The organism is Micromonospora alfalfae, assembly GCF_022230925.1.
Taxonomy (GTDB): domain Bacteria; phylum Actinomycetota; class Actinomycetes; order Mycobacteriales; family Micromonosporaceae; genus Micromonospora; species Micromonospora alfalfae.
In genome coordinates this window covers 342,799-357,207 of the sequence record NZ_JAKKFH010000001.1, presented here as the reverse complement: position 1 = coordinate 357,207, position 14,409 = coordinate 342,799, and the positions used below count along the sequence as shown (strand labels likewise).

Annotated in this window: 14 protein-coding genes; 5 read left to right on the top strand and 9 right to left on the bottom strand. The window is 69.7% G+C overall.

Annotated elements, in window-relative coordinates:
* From MED01_RS01650 to MED01_RS01640, 3 genes are all read right to left on the bottom strand, one after another.
* The coding region (locus tag MED01_RS01650; RefSeq protein WP_238666743.1) for an ABC transporter ATP-binding protein at nt 1–1,666 on the bottom strand (1,666 nt) is incomplete at its 3' end.
* Nucleotides 1,660–2,142 (bottom strand): MarR family winged helix-turn-helix transcriptional regulator, encoded by a 483-nt coding sequence (locus MED01_RS01645; RefSeq protein ID WP_124776542.1) that lies wholly within the window; start codon nt 2,140–2,142, stop codon nt 1,660–1,662. The genes MED01_RS01645 and MED01_RS01650, both read right to left, overlap by 7 nt.
* 25 nt (nt 2,143–2,167) lie before the next feature.
* A complete protein-coding gene (locus MED01_RS01640; protein WP_238666742.1) occupies nt 2,168–2,614 on the bottom strand; it encodes a DoxX family protein in 447 nt (148 codons plus the stop codon).
* An 85-nt stretch (nt 2,615–2,699) separates the two neighbouring features.
* Here MED01_RS01640 and MED01_RS01635 point away from each other — a divergent pair, with 85 nt between their 5' ends.
* Entirely contained in the window at nt 2,700–3,260 is a 561-nt protein-coding gene (locus tag MED01_RS01635) for a TetR/AcrR family transcriptional regulator (RefSeq protein WP_238666741.1), read from the top strand.
* 115 nt (nt 3,261–3,375) lie between these two features.
* Here MED01_RS01635 and MED01_RS01630 read toward each other — a convergent pair whose 3' ends face one another.
* The gene (locus MED01_RS01630) at nt 3,376–4,815 is read right to left on the bottom strand and encodes a GuaB1 family IMP dehydrogenase-related protein (RefSeq protein WP_238666740.1); all 1,440 of its coding nucleotides are present in this window, start codon (nt 4,813–4,815) and stop codon (nt 3,376–3,378) included.
* A gap of 160 nt (nt 4,816–4,975) precedes the next feature.
* Nucleotides 4,976–5,572: a LysE/ArgO family amino acid transporter gene (locus MED01_RS01625; protein ID WP_238666738.1), complete on the bottom strand. Its 597-nt coding sequence runs from the start codon at nt 5,570–5,572 to the stop codon at nt 4,976–4,978.
* A 70-nt stretch (nt 5,573–5,642) separates the two neighbouring features.
* On the opposite strand from MED01_RS01625, the gene MED01_RS01620 reads away from it, so the two are divergent.
* Nucleotides 5,643–6,536: a LysR family transcriptional regulator ArgP gene (locus tag MED01_RS01620; protein WP_238666736.1), complete on the top strand. Its 894-nt coding sequence runs from the start codon at nt 5,643–5,645 to the stop codon at nt 6,534–6,536.
* 16 nt (nt 6,537–6,552) lie between these two features.
* On the opposite strand, the gene MED01_RS01615 is transcribed toward MED01_RS01620, so the two are convergent.
* Nucleotides 6,553–8,304 (bottom strand): acetyl/propionyl/methylcrotonyl-CoA carboxylase subunit alpha, encoded by a 1,752-nt coding sequence (locus tag MED01_RS01615; RefSeq protein ID WP_238666734.1) that lies wholly within the window; start codon nt 8,302–8,304, stop codon nt 6,553–6,555.
* Nucleotides 8,305–8,454: 150 nt separating this feature from the next.
* Between MED01_RS01615 and MED01_RS01610 the strand changes: the two genes are divergently transcribed.
* The 3 genes from MED01_RS01610 (at nt 8,455) to MED01_RS01600 (ending at nt 10,921) form a co-directional block, all read left to right on the top strand.
* Nucleotides 8,455–9,066, top strand: coding sequence for a PadR family transcriptional regulator (locus MED01_RS01610; protein WP_238666765.1), 612 nt, complete (start codon nt 8,455–8,457; stop codon nt 9,064–9,066).
* 121 nt (nt 9,067–9,187) lie between these two features.
* Nucleotides 9,188–10,147 carry an ATP-binding cassette domain-containing protein gene (locus MED01_RS01605; RefSeq protein WP_112601935.1) on the top strand — a complete coding sequence of 320 codons (960 nt, stop codon included), beginning with the start codon at nt 9,188–9,190 and terminating at the stop codon, nt 10,145–10,147.
* Nucleotides 10,148–10,165: 18 nt separating this feature from the next.
* Nucleotides 10,166–10,921, top strand: a complete 756-nt coding sequence (locus MED01_RS01600) for an ABC transporter permease (protein ID WP_124823257.1) — start codon at nt 10,166–10,168, stop codon at nt 10,919–10,921.
* Between the two features lie 141 nt (nt 10,922–11,062).
* Here the strand turns inward: MED01_RS01600 and MED01_RS01595 are convergent, their stop codons facing one another.
* The 3 genes from MED01_RS01595 to mycP form a co-directional block, all read right to left on the bottom strand.
* Nucleotides 11,063–11,716, bottom strand: coding sequence for an O-methyltransferase (locus MED01_RS01595; protein WP_238666732.1), 654 nt, complete (start codon nt 11,714–11,716; stop codon nt 11,063–11,065).
* A complete protein-coding gene (locus MED01_RS01590) occupies nt 11,713–12,381 on the bottom strand; it encodes a Maf family protein (protein WP_238666731.1) in 669 nt (222 codons plus the stop codon). Before MED01_RS01590 ends, MED01_RS01595 begins: the two co-directional genes overlap by 4 nt.
* 286 nt (nt 12,382–12,667) lie before the next feature.
* Complete coding sequence (mycP, locus tag MED01_RS01585) at nt 12,668–13,816, bottom strand: type VII secretion-associated serine protease mycosin (protein ID WP_308193389.1); 1,149 nt, start codon at nt 13,814–13,816, stop codon at nt 12,668–12,670.
* Nucleotides 13,817–14,409 lie beyond the last annotated feature (593 nt).

Here is a 14,409-nt window from a genome sequence, read left to right as displayed (position 1 = left end):
ACTCCGCATGTCGTCCCACTCCGACGACCCCTCCGTTTTCCAGGACGATGATCTGATCGGCGTCGATGATCGTGGAGACCCGCTGGGCCACGATGACCACAGCCGCCTGTGCGGTGACCGGCCGCAGGGCCGCTCGCAGCCGCGCGTCGGTGCCCAGGTCGAGCGCGGAGAACGAGTCGTCGAAGAGGTAGATCTCCGGTTGCCGGACCAGGGCCCGGGCGATGGCCAGGCGCTGCCGCTGCCCACCGGAGACCGTGGTGCCGCCCTGCGCGATCGGGGCGTCCAGCCCGCCGGGCATCTGGGCCACGAAGTCCCGGGCCTGGGCGATCTCCAGCGCCGTCCACAGCTCCTCGTCGGTGGCGTCCGGGTTGCCGTAGCGCAGGTTGCTGGCGACCGTTCCGGTGAACAGATACGGCCGCTGCGGCACCAGGCCGATGCGTCGCCACAGCTCGTCCGGCGCCAACTCCCGCACGTCCACCCCGTCGACCAGCACCGCGCCGTCGCTGACGTCGACCAGGCGGGGGATCAGCGACAGCAGCGTCGTCTTGCCCGCGCCGGTGCTGCCGATGATCGCCGTGGTGGTGCCCGGTGTCGCCCGGAAGGAGATGTCGCGCAGCACCGGCTCCACAGCGCCCGGGTACTGGAAGCGCACCCCGCGCAGCTCCAGCTCGGCTCGGGTGGGCAGCTCGGTGACCGGCGCGGCGGCCGGGACCACCGACGAGTCGGTGTCCAGCACCTCGACGATCCGCTCGGCGCAGACCGCCGCCCTCGGCACCATCATCAGCATGAAGGTGGCCATCATGACCGCCATCAGGATCTGCATCAGGTACTGCAGGAACGCGGTGAGCGCGCCGACCTGGATCGCGCCGGCGTCCACCCGCTGCGCGCCGAACCAGAGCACCGCCACGCTGGAGACGTTCAGCACCAGCATGACCACCGGGAAGATCAACGCCAGCAATCGACCGGTACGCAGCGCGGTCGCTGTCAGGTCGGCGTTGGCGACGGCGAAGCGGTCCGTCTCGTACGGCTCCCGGACGAACGCGCGGACCACCCGGATGCCGGTGATCTGCTCCCGTAGCACCCGGTTGACGGTGTCGATGCGGGTCTGCATCAGCCGGAAGCCCGGCACCATCCGACGGATGATCGCGCCGAGGGCGATGGCCAGCACCGGCACGCTGACCAGCATCAGCCAGGAGAGCCCGACGTCCTCACGCAACGCCATGAACACGCCGCCGACGCTCATGATCGGTGCGGCGACGAGCATCGTGCAGCTCATCAGCACGAGCATCTGCACCTGCTGCACGTCGTTGGTGTTGCGGGTGATCAGCGACGGTGCCCCGAACCGGGCCACCTCGCGGGCGGAGAAGCGGTTGACGTGCCCGAACAGTTCGGCGCGTACGTCGCGACCGAAGCCCATCGCGACCCGGGCGCCCAGGTAGACGGCGGCGATCGAGCAGACGATCTGGATCAGGCTGACCAGCAGCATCCAACCGCCGGTACGCACGATGTAGTCGGTGTCGCCGCGGGCCACACCCTGGTCGATGATGTCCGCGTTGAGGCTGGGCAGGTAGAGCGAGGCCATGGTGCCCACGAACTGGAGCAGCACGACCGCCAGCAACGGTCTCTGATAGGTGCGCAGTTGGCCGCGCAGGAGTCGGATCAGCACGCCGGGTCCTTCGTTTCGGTAGGGCGTCCGGTCATCCGCGGGTCGTCTCCGCTGCCGATGACCTCAAGCAGGAACTCCCGGATCACCTGGGCCTTCGCCGGGTCTGCGTCGACCGAGGTGAGGGGCCGTCCGGAGTGCATGAGCGCGCCGAGCGCGGCCACCCGTTCCCGCCCGGCGGGTGTGATGGCGAGTCGGATGCTGCGTCGGTCGCTGTCGTCGCGCTGCCGCTCGACCAGACCGTCGCGCTCGAGCGTGTCGACGATGCCGGTCAGGGTCGCCGGGCGGACGAACCCCTTCTCGGCGACCTTCCGGTGGGGTAGCTCGCCGTGCCGGGCGAGCGTCATCAGGGTGATCATGCCGGCCTGGGTGAGGCCGTGCTCCTCGGCGAGGTAGCGGTTCCACCGCTGCCCGACCAGGTGCCCGGCCACCACCAACAGTCGGCCGAGCGGCACGTCCTGGAGGGTCACGAGTTCCACGAAAAGTAGATTAGCCCCCTGATAGTCAGGCACCAAACGAAATTGCCGTGGCGGCGGCCACGAACACGACCTGCATTGCGGTGCGCTGCCCGAGCGGGGTGACCGGTCGGCCGGCGAGGGTCAGCTGCCGACGGGCGGCCGAGACGTTGGCCGGAAACATGGCGAGCATGAGCAGGCCGAGTCCGGCCGCCGCCACCCTGGCGGTCGCCGGGAGCAGCAGGCCGACCGCGCCGATCAGCTCCAGCACGCCGGTGACGGTGACCAGCAGATCCGGCCGGGGCAGTCGGGGCGGGACCATCGCGATCAATCCGGCGCGGCGCCGTCCTGCGAAGTGCGCGACGGCGGTCAGCGCGAACATCACGGCCAGCCCGACGCGCAGCGCGGCGATCCAGCCGTCGAGTGCGGTGATGCCGGCCAGGCCGGCGAGTCGGGCCAGTGCGGTGCCGGCGATCAGGGCGATCAGGGGTGCCATCGGAATCCTCCTCCTGGTGAACTTGTCAGTGGCAAGATTGCACGATGGAGTGACATCTTGTCAATGGCAAGATTAGGATCGGGGGGTGACCGACTCGCGCACCTACCACCACGGCGACCTGCGCCGCGCCCTGCTCGCCGCAGCGTTGGAGGCCATCGATGAGGTGGGGCCCGCCGCGTTGAGCCTGCGCGATCTGGCCCGTCGGGCCGGTGTCTCGCACGCCGCGCCCGCACACCATTTCGGCGACAAGGCGGGCCTGCTCACCGCGCTCGCCGCGCAGGGCTTCGATCTGCTGGCCCAGGCGTTGACCGCGGCGGATGGCGATCCGCTGGAGGCTGGCGTCGCCTACGTCGACTTCGCCGTCACGCGCCGCGCGTACTTCGAGGTGATGTTCCGGCCGGAGTTCTATCGGGCCGACGACGCCGAGCTGATCGCCGCCCGGGGCCGGGCCGGTGCCGTACTTCGCGCCGGGGTGGCGGCGCTACCCACCGGCAGTGCGCCCGTCGACCCCGGCCGGGACGCGCTCGCGGCCTGGTCGATCGCGCACGGTTTCGCCACCCTCTGGCTGGCCGGCGTACTACCCGACCGGGTGGGCGACAACCCTCGCGACGCAGCCCGCACAGTCCTACGCCGACTGGCGCCCTAACCCCCCAACCCCACCCCCACCCCACCTCCTCACCGGTTGATCATGAAGTTATTGCCACGACACGCCGCTGCGGGAGGCAATAACTTCATGATCAACAAGGGTGGGGGGTGGGGGGTTACCAGCTGGTGGGGAGGGGCATTCCTTCGGTGAAGCCGGCGGCGCTCTGCACGCCGACGATGGCCCGCTCGTGGAACTGGGTCAGGTCCCGTGCGCCGGCGTAGGTGAAGGCGCTGCGTACCCCCGCGATGATCTCGTCGATCAGGTCCTCGACACCGGGGCGGGCCGGGTCCAGGTGCATCCGGGCCGAGGAGATGCCCTCCTCGAACACCGCCTTGCGGGCCCTGTCGTACGGGCTGTCGTCGGCGGTTCGGGCGCTGACCGCCCGAGCCGAGGCCATTCCGAAGCTCTCCTTGTACCGCCGGCCGTCCGCGTCGGTGTACAGGTCACCGGGGGACTCGTAGGTGCCGGCGAACCAGGAGCCGATCATCACGTTCGACGCGCCGGCGGCGAGCGCGAGCGCCACGTCCCGGGGGTGTCGCACCCCGCCGTCGGCCCACACGTGCCGGCCCAGTTGGCGGGCGGCGGCCGCGCAGTCGAGCACCGCGGAGAACTGCGGTCGACCCACGCCGGTCATCATCCGGGTGGTGCACATCGCCCCCGGGCCGACGCCGACCTTGATGATGTCCGCCCCCGCCTCCACCAGGTCGCGTACGCCCTCGGCGGTGACCACGTTGCCGGCCGCCACCGGCACCCCCGGGTCCAGCTTCCGGACCGCCTGAAGTGCGGAGATCATCCGTGCCTGGTGGCCGTGCGCGGTGTCCACCACCAACGTGTCCACCCCCGCCTCCAGCAGCGCCGAGGCCTTGCCGGTCACGTCTCCGTTGATCCCGACGGCGGCCGCGATCCGAAGCCGACCCCGGTCGTCCACGGCCGGCGTGTAGAGGGTGGCGCGCAACGCGCCCTGTCGGGTCAGCACCCCGACCAGCCGACCCTCGGCGTCCACCACCGGGGCGAGTCGGCGACGGCCGGCCGAGAGCAGATCGAAACCGGTACGAGGATCCGCGTCCGCCGGGACGGTGTGCAGCTCGGTGGACATCACGTGGCGCAACTGCGCGAAGCGGTCCACGCCGGTGGTGTCCGCCTCGGTGACCACACCCATCGGCCGGCCGGCGTCGTCGACCACTATCACCGCACCGTGCGAGCGCTTGGGCAGCAGGTGGATGGCATCGCCCACGGTCTCGGTCGGGCCCAGCGTGATGGGCGTGTCGTAGACCAGGTGGCGCTGCTTGACCCAGGCGACGACATTCGCCACCACCTCGATCGGAATGTCCTGCGGAATCACCGTGATGGCACCTCGGCGGGCGACCGTTTCCGCCATCCGCCGTCCGGCGACCGCTGTCATGTTCGACACCACCAGCGGAATGGTGGTGCCGGTGCCGTCGCCGGTGGAGAGGTCGACGTCGAGTCGGGAGCCAAGGTCGGAGCGGGCCGGCGCCATGAAGACGTCGGTATAGGTCAGGTCGTGCGCGGGAGCCGCGCCGTGAAGGAACCGCACCGGGCAATCATTCCCGCTCATGGCGAGTTCCACCGCCGGTGGTAGTGGAAAACACTCGCATCGTCGTTGGTCCTGGTCCGGTGGCGTCGTCGGTGCTCGCCGCAGGAGCCGGGCAGCAGTGCGGAAGATGCCACGGCGAGGCCGGCCGGGTACGAACCGGTCAGCCCAGCAGGAGCGCCACGGCGAGCCCGGCCATGACGACCGCGATGACCGCGTCCAGCACCCGCCAGGCGACGGCGCGGGCGAGCAGCGGTGCGAGGCGCTGCGCGCCGACGCCGAGCGCGGTGAACCAGACCACACTGGCCAGGGTGGCGCCGGCGCCGAAGACCCACCGGTGCGGGTGTTGTTGGGCCACGCTGCCCAGGAGCAGCACGGTGTCCAGGTAGACGTGCGGGTTCAGGTAGGTGAAGGCGGCGCAGGCGAGCAGCGTCGCTGCCAACGTGGCCGGCGGCCGTTCGGTGGGCAGCAGGGCGCCGGGACGCAGGGCGCGGCGGGCGGCGAGCCCCGCGTAGCAGAGCAGGAAGGCCGCGCCGCCCCAGCGGATCGCCGTCAGCAGGCCCGGTCGGCCGGTCACCAGCGAACCGACCCCGGCCACTCCCGCCATGATCAGCAGCGCGTCCGAAGCGGCGCAGGTCAGCACCACGGGTACGACGTGCTCGCGGCGCAGGCCCTGTCTCAGCACGAAGGCGTTCTGGGCGCCGATGGCGACGATGAGCGCGATGGAGATCGAGAAGCCGGCGACGGCGGAGGTGAGCACGGAGTCGACGCTAGGACCGTCGACGGCCACCAGTCCAACTAAAGATTCTGACGCAACTTAAGCTCAGCTAATGGATGGTCTCGACTCGGCGCAGCTACGGACGCTCGCGGCGGTGGTGGCGGAGGGCAGCTTCGACGCGGCGGCCCGGCTGCTGCACGTCACGCCGTCAGCGGTGAGCCAACGGATCAAGGCGCTGGAGGAGACAGTCGGCCAGGTGCTGGTCCGCCGCGCCCGTCCGTGCGTGGCAACCGACGCCGGCCGTCCGCTGCTGCGCCTGGCCGGCCAGCTCGCGCTGCTCGAACGGGAGGCGCTGGCCGATGCCCGCGGCCCGCTGGCCGGCGGTGGTCGGATCCGCGTCGCCGTGGTGGTCAACGCGGACTCGCTGGCCACCTGGTTTCCCGCCGCGCTGGCCCGGTTGCCGCAGCGGGCCGGGCTCTCGTTCGACCTGCGGCAGGACGATCAGGACCACACCGCCGAGCTGCTCCGCGACGGTTCGGTGACGGCGGCGGTCACCGCCCAGCGGGACGCCGTGCAGGGCTGCCGGGTGCTGCGGCTCGGGGCCATGCGCTACCGCGCGGTGGCCAACCCGGAATTCGCGGCGTCCCACTTCGCCGGAGGATTCACCGCAGCCGCGCTGGCGAGCACCCCGCTGTTGGTCTTCGACCGGAAGGACCGGGTGCAGCACCGGTTCATCCGAGCGGTGGTCGGTCGGCCGCTCGACCCGCCGGTGCACTACGTACCGTCGGTGCCGGCGTTCAGCGAGGCGACCCGGCTCGGGTTGGGCTGGAGTCTGGTGCCGGAACAGCTCGCCGAGGCCGACCTGACCGCCGGTCGTTGCGTCGACCTCGTGCCGGGCCGACACCTCGACGTCCCGCTGTACTGGCAGCACTGGCGGCTGGAGTCGGACGTGCTGAACGCCCTGACCGCCGCCGTCCGCACGGTCGCCGCCGAAGCCCTGCGCTGAGCGCCAGCCGGATGGCTCAGGCGATGGTGCAGATGGGGGCACCGGCAGTGATCACGGCGCCGACCTCGGCGCTGAGACCGCTGACCGTACCCGCCTTGTGCGCGTGCAGCGGCTGCTCCATCTTCATCGCCTCCAGCACCACTACCAGGTCGCCCTCGGCCACTGTGTCGCCGTCCGCCACCGCGATCTTGACGATGGTGCCCTGCATCGGCGAGGTGAGCGCGTCGCCGCCGACCGGAGCACCGGCCTTGGCGCCGCCGCCGCGCCGGGTCGGCTTACGGGCGGCGGGTGCCGCTGTGGTCGTACTCCCGCCGAAGCCGGCGGGGAGGCTGACCTCGATGCGCTTGCCGCCCACCTCGACCACGACGGTGTCGCGTTCGGCCGGCGCCTCGGCGGCGCCGGCGGCGGCGGTGAACGGCGGCACCGTGTTGTGGAACTCGGTCTCGATCCACCGAGTGTGCACTGTGAACGGCTCGGCGGTGAACGCCTCGTCCCGCACCACGAGCCGGTGGAACGGCAGCGCGGTGGCCATCCCGTCGAGGACCATCTCGTCCAACGCGCGGCGGGCGCGCTCCAGCGCCTCGGTCCGCGTCTCACCCGTGATGATCACCTTGGCGAGCAGTGAGTCGAAGTTGCCGCCGATCACGTCGCCGGCCGAGATGCCGGTGTCGACCCGCACACCCGGCCCGCTGGGCAGGCGAAGCGCGGTGACAGTGCCGGGGGCGGGCAGGAAGTTGCGGCCCGGGTCCTCGCCGTTGATCCGGAACTCGATCGCGTGCCCGCGCGGCGTCGGATCCTCGGTGATCCGCAGCTTCTCGCCGTCGGCGATCCGGAACTGCTCGCGGACCAGGTCGATGCCGGCGGTCTCCTCGGTGACCGGGTGCTCGACCTGGAGTCGGGTGTTGACCTCCAGAAAGGAGATGGTGCCGTCGACGCCGACCAGGTATTCCACAGTGCCGGCGCCGTGGTAGCCGGCTTCGCGGCAGATCGCCTTGGCGCTCTCGTGGATCTGCGCGCGCTGGGCGTCGCTGAGGAACGGCGCGGGCGCCTCCTCGACGAGCTTCTGGTGACGTCGCTGCAACGAGCAGTCCCGGGTGCCCACCACGATCACGTTGCCGTGCTGGTCGGCGAGGACCTGCGCCTCGACGTGCCTGGGCTGGTCGAGGTACCGCTCGACGAAGCACTCGCCCCGACCGAACGCCGCGACCGCCTCGCGGGTGGCCGACTCGAAAAGCTGGGGGATCTCCTCCATCGTGCGGGCGACCTTGAGGCCGCGCCCACCGCCACCGAAGGCGGCCTTGATGGCGACCGGCAGGCCGTGGTCGACGGCGAAGGCCATCACCTCGTCCGGGCTGGCCACCGGGTCCGGGGTGCCGGGGACCAACGGTGCGCCGGCCCGCTGGGCGATGTGCCGGGCGGTGACCTTGTCGCCCAGGTCGCGGATGGCCTGGGGGGTGGGGCCGATCCAGGTCAGCCCGGCGTCGATGACGGCCTGGGCGAAGTCGGCGTTCTCACTGAGGAAGCCATAACCCGGGTGTACGGCGTCGGCGCCGGCCCGAGCGGCGACGTCGAGCAGCTTGTCGATGCGCAGGTAGGTCTCGGTGGCGCTGTCCCCGCCGAGCGCGTACGCCTCGTCCGCGAGGGTGGCGTGCAGGGCGTCGCGGTCGGAGTCCGCGTACACGGCGACGCTGCCCAGGTCGGCGTCGCGGCACGCGCGGATCACCCGGACGGCGATCTCGCCGCGGTTGGCGATGAGTACCTTGCGCACCTTCGTGGCTCCTCCCGGGCAGGTTACTGACGGGGAGTGTATCGGCCGCCCACGGCGGCCCTAACGATCGCTCAGTGTGGGATGCCGCACTGCGCCCGCCACGGTTTAGTCAAACTTGGCTATTACGCTTATCGGGTGTCTTCGACTCGGATGATGATTCTCGGTCTGGTGCGGTGGATGCAGCCCGTGCACGGCTACGACGTGCGCCGTGAGCTGCTGAGCTGGAGCGCCGACAAGTGGGCGAACATACAGCCCGGATCGATCTATCACGCCCTGCGCAAGCTCACCGAGGAAGGGCTGCTCCGCGCCGTCGCGACCGAGCAGGTGGGCGCCCGTCCGGCGCGGACCACCTACGAGGTGACGGTCAAGGGGGAGGACGAGTTCGAGACGCTGCTGCGTAACTCCTGGTGGACCATCAGCGAGCCCGCCGACCCGTTCGTGGCGGCCTTCTCCTTCCTGCCGGCCATGCCGCGCGCCGAGGCGGCCGCCGCCCTGCGTAACCGTGCCAACCTGCTGCGCGCCGGCGTCGAATCCATGCGCGCCTCGCTGGAGTCGGACTGGGTGCGCAACCGCAAGCCTGCGCACGTGGGCTGGATGTTCGAGCTGTGGTCGGCGCGAGCGGAGGCGGAGATGAGCTGGTGCGAGCGGATCGCCGAGCGGATCGATTCCGGAGTGTCGTACCTGCCTGCTGAGCTGGATGAAGCGCAGGGTTGGTCGGGGTGGCGGGACGGCGTGGAGCCGTCCGACACCGACGCGGAATAATCAACGTTGACTAAAAAAGCTATATCGCGTTAGCCTGCTGGCGGCACAGCGGGGGAGTGCGCCGTCCGGCGTCGTCCCACTCGACGGCCGGCCCGACCGGCCCGAACGACCAGGAGCAGAAATGATCGAGACCAGGGGGCTGCGGAAGTCGTTCCGCTCCCGCGCGGGTCGAGAGACGAAGACGGTGGACGCCGTGCGGGGCGTCGACCTTGACGTTGCCAAGGGCGAGATCTTCGGCTTCCTCGGCCCGAACGGCGCCGGCAAGACCACCACGCTGCGGATGCTCGCCACACTGATCGAGCCGGACGGCGGCGAGGCCACCATCGCGGGCGCGGACCTGCGCAAGGACCCGGCCGAGGTGCGCCGCCGCATCGGGTACGTCCCGCAGGGCGGCAGCACCTGGGACGAGTCCACCGCCCGCGAGGAACTGGTGCTGCACGCCCGGATGTACGGCATCAGCAAGGCCGACGCGCAGCGGCGCGCCGCCCGCGCGCTGGACGCCTTCCAGCTCACCGAGTACGCCGACCGCAAGTGCAAGACCTACTCCGGCGGCCAGCGGCGCCGGGTGGAGATCGCCCTCGGCATCATCCACGAGCCGAAGATCGTCTTCCTAGACGAGCCGACCACCGGCCTCGACCCGCAGAGCCGCGCCCACATGTGGGACGAGATCCGCCGGCTCCGCGCCGACGGGATGACCGTCTTCATCACCACGCACTACCTGGACGAGGCCGACGCCCTCTGCGACCGGATCGCAATCATGGACAACGGCGAGGTCGTGGCCGAGGGCACGCCGACCGAGCTCAAGCGGGAGATCTCCGGCGACGTGGTGCTGGTCGGTCTCGACCTGGCCGCCACCCCGCAGGCCGCCCAGACGCTCGACGGCGAGCCGTACGTCAACAAGCTGGAGACTGTCGACGAGGGCGGCCTGCGCCTCTACGTCGACGAGGGCGCCACAGCCATTCCGCAGGTGCTGCGCCGACTCGACCACGCCGGGCTGGAGCTGCGCTCGATCGAGCTGCACCGACCCAGCCTGGACGACGTCTTCCTCACCAAGACCGGCCGCTCGCTGCGCGAGTCCTGACCACCGGAGACGACTCTCATGAAATTCGCCCGTGACACGTGGCTGATCTTCCAGCGCCAGATCCAACTCCTGCTACGCAACCCGGTCTGGGTCTTCGTCGGCGTGTTCCAGCCGGTCATGTACCTGCTGCTCTTCGCCCCGCTGCTCAAGCCCGCACTGAACGCACCCACCCAGGCGGCCGCCTACAAGATCTTCGTACCGGGTCTACTGGTGCTGCTGGCCATCTTCGGTGGCCTGTTCCAGGGCTTCGGCCTGATCGCCGAGCTGCGAGCCGGCGTCATCGAACGCTCCCGGGTCACCCCGATCAGCCGGCTCGCCCTGCTGCTCGGCCGCTCGCTGCGCGACGTGGTCTCGCTCCTGGTGCAGGCGGTCATCATCACGCTCCTGGCGCTCATCTTCGACCTGCGGGTGTTCATCGGGGACCTGCTGCTGGCGTACCTGATGCTTGCCCTGATCGCCCTCATGACCTCGGCCGTCTCCTACGGCGTCGCCCTCAAGGTCAAGAGCGAGGATGCGCTGGCCCCGCTGATGAACACAGTGGCTCAGCCGGTGCTGCTGCTCTCCGGCATCCTGCTGCCGCTGACCTTCGCACCCGGCTGGTTGCAGGGCATCGCCAACTGGAACCCGTTCTCCTGGGCGGTCGATGGCACCCGGGCGCTGTTCGCCGGTGACCTGGGCAGCGACAAGGTCTGGCAGGGCCTCAGCATCACCGCGGTCCTCGCCGCGCTGGGCGTCTACTGGGCCGCCCGCCAGTTCGCCCGCAGCGTCCGCTGACGCCGACTTTCGCTGTTCCTTGATGTTGGGGTGTCCCCTGGTGGGGACACCCCAATACCGTGTTCAGCGGTTGCCGGCGGTCGGCGGTCGGCGGTTGTCGGCGGTTGTCGGCGGTTGTCGGCGGTTGTCGGCGGTCGGCGGTCAGCGGACCCGGGCGAGGGTGAGGCCGTCCGCGATCGGCAGCATCACCGGGTCCACCCGCACGTCCGCGAGAACCTCGTCGTTGAACGCGGCGATGGCCCGGTCGCCAGCGTCCTGCGGGGCGATCACCCGGCCTCCCCGCAACACGTTGTCGACGGCGATCACCCCACCCGGGCGCATCCTGGGCACCAACTCCGCCCAGTAGATCGGGTAGCCGGTCTTGTCCGCGTCGATGAACGCGAAGTCCAAGTGCCGCTCGTGCGGCAACTCCCGCAGCCCGTCCGCAGCCGGACCGATGCGGAGGTCGATCAGATCCTGCACGCCGGCCCGCGCCCAGTAGCGCCGGGCGATGCCGGTGAACTCCTCGGAGATGTCGAAACAGGTCAGTCGCCCGCCCTCGGGCAACCCGCGGGCGATCGCCAGCGACGAAAGCCCGGTGAACGTGCCGACCTCGACGGCCTGCCGCACGTCGAGCAGCCGGGTGAGGAACGTCAGGAACGCGGCCTGCTCCGGAGCCACCTGCATGGCGGCGTGCTCCGGCAACACCGACCGGGTCTCCTCGGCCAGGTCACTGATGATCTCGTCCGGCGGGGAGCCGTGTGCGACCAGATAGGCGTGCAGCTCGTCGGTGAGCGGGATCGACTTGGTGGTCATGACCGGACGTTACCGAGCGGCTCGACCATCTGGCCGCCCGGCGCGACAGTCGTCCACAGGTCGGTGATCCGCAGATCCAACTCGGCGAGGAGCCGGCGCAACAGCGGCATCGACAACCCGACCACCGTCCCCGGGTCACCCTCGATCCGTTCCACGAACGGCCCACCCAGCCCGTCGATCGTGAACGCGCCGGCCACCGCCAGCGGCTCACCAGTGGCCACGTACGCGGCGATCTCGTCGTCACTGACGTCAGCGAAGTGGACAGTGGTCGACGCGACAGCCTCCGCCCGCCGACCCGCAGTAGCGTCGACCAGGCAGTGCCCGCTGTGCAGCACGCCGCTGCGTCCCCGCATCCGCAGCCACCGCCGGGTCGCGTCCGCCGCATCCGCCGGCTTGCCGAGGATCTCCCCGTCGAAGGCGAGCACCGAGTCGCAGCCGATCACCAACGTCCGCTGATCGGCGGTCGCGTTCAGCCGGGTCAACACCGCCTGTGCCTTCAGGCGAGCCAACTCCAGGCACAACTCCTCGGCCTGCTCGGTCACCACCAGGGACTCGTCCACCCCACTGACCAGCACCTCGGGCTCGACGCCGGCAGCCTGGAGCAACTTACGACGGGCAGGGCTCGCCGATGCGAGCACGAGGCGAAGCGGCAAAGTCTCAGACACCAGCCCGACGTTACCGCCCAGCCCCCCACCAAGACCGACACCCCGCCCAGCACCCACCACCCGGTCGCCGCCCGGTCGGCCTGGCGTGGTGCGGCTCGGTGGTCGTTCGGCCCGGTAGTCGTTCGGGCTGGTGGTCGTGCGGCTCGGTGGTCAATCGGGCTGGTGGTCGGGCGGCTCGGTGGCCGGGCGGCCTTGATCCACTCGACTTTCAGAAAGACGCGGTATCCCCTCGCCCCGGACACCGCGGTTTCCTGAAAGTCGAGTGGATCACCGCTTCGTTGATCGATCAGCGACTGATTCTGGGCGGCGGATCATCACCACGCCGCCGTCGCCGCGCTATCACGGCCCACCCGACCCCGGCAGCCACGAGCACCCCGAGCGTGGCCAGGCCGCGCGCGGTTGCGCCATCGCTCCCATCACCCGGCTGAGCGGCAGCCGTCGTGGTCGGGCCAGCACCGGCCGGAGCGCTCACCGATTCAAACCCGAGCGGCGGTACGTCTGCCGTCAACGCCGCCACAAGATCGATCACTCCATAGCCGTACTCGTCGTCACGCCCAGGAGGGCCCTTGTCGATGGCGGTAGCCGTGAGCCGGTGCGCCACCTCCCGGGCGGGCAGATGCGGGTACTTGGACCTGATCAACGCAGCCGCACCCGCCACGATCGCCGTCGCGCTCGAGGTGCCAGTCCCCTTCGAGTATTTCCCGTCGTAGCTGGTGCTATAGATGTCGACCGCAGGAGCGACCACATCGATCTTCGGCCCGGTGACGGATATGGCAGCGTGTTGTCCAGTGCGATCGACACCCCCAACCGCGATAACACCCTCTTCGCTGGCTGGATAGCCGACGCCTTGATCTCGGGGAAGATTACCAACACCGGCCACAATGACGATATCTGCGTCGAGGGCGCTCCGGATGGCTTCACGTAGTCTCGAGCTACTTCCGCCCACAGACGAGATGCTTATTACGTCTGCACCGTTCGCGATCGCATAATTGATTCCCCGCGCCAAATCGTCAGGCTGGCCGTCCCCGTTCGGCGGTGAATCGAAGATCGGCAGTATCTTCGATTCTGGTGCTATGCCCAGAGCTCCGGAGTTTCCGCCTTGGCCGTGAGCTGCAATAAGTCCAGCCATGGATGTGCCATGACTGTCCAAATCTTTTGTGCCTTCACCGTTTCCGCCAGGAATGACGTCCGTTCCTGGAAGCAGGTTCTTGCGGAGGTCGGGATGGGGATCAACCCCCGTATCTGGGACGGCGACCACAACTCCGTTGCCGCGATTTATGCCTTGAGCCTCGAGTATCTTCAAGTAGTCAAGGTGCCATTGCTCGCGTCGAATTAGAGCAGCACCTGCTGCGGGGCTTGCGGGGGCAGGCGCTACTACTGGTGCTGCTATCGCTAGTAGCGCGTAGACTGCCGCGAGTGGTGCGCTGAGTCCCATGCTCAACGATTGAAGCCGATGGCCGGCCCAGGGTCTATTGGGCCTTGCTCATTTCCAGGGCGGACGATGGGGTTCACCCCTTGATCTGTCTCCCATGGATTGTCCGGATCCCAGCGAGGGTTGGAGTCCGCGGGGAATTGTTGTTGCTGCCGCTGCCGCCCAGGTGGCAGTCCAATTCCTGGATTGCCGCCTAGCGAAGGCGCACCACCGATCGGAGCAGGGCCGCCATGGGCGGAGTTAAATGTTCGACCGCTGCCCGGGCGAGACCCGGCACCCCCGGTGGGCCCGGTGCCGGCACCGCCACCTCCAATCACACCGCCAATTGGGTTGACCTTTCGAGGCTGAGCCGTGTTCGGTCCTAGCGGGGCGACGCCCCCAGTGGGCAAGCCGCCGATAATTCCACTTGGAGGACTTGAACGCGCTGGCGGTGTCGGATGCAGGGCTTGGGGCCGACTGACGCTGCCGGTAGGCGTATGTCCGCCCGAACTGGGTGTCGTTATGGGGCGGGGCGAGATCGGCGTGTTGGGCGGCAGGGGGCCAAGTCCAGGGTGCGCGGCCGGCGCCGGGGGGACTGTGCTTCCTGTGTTTATTGT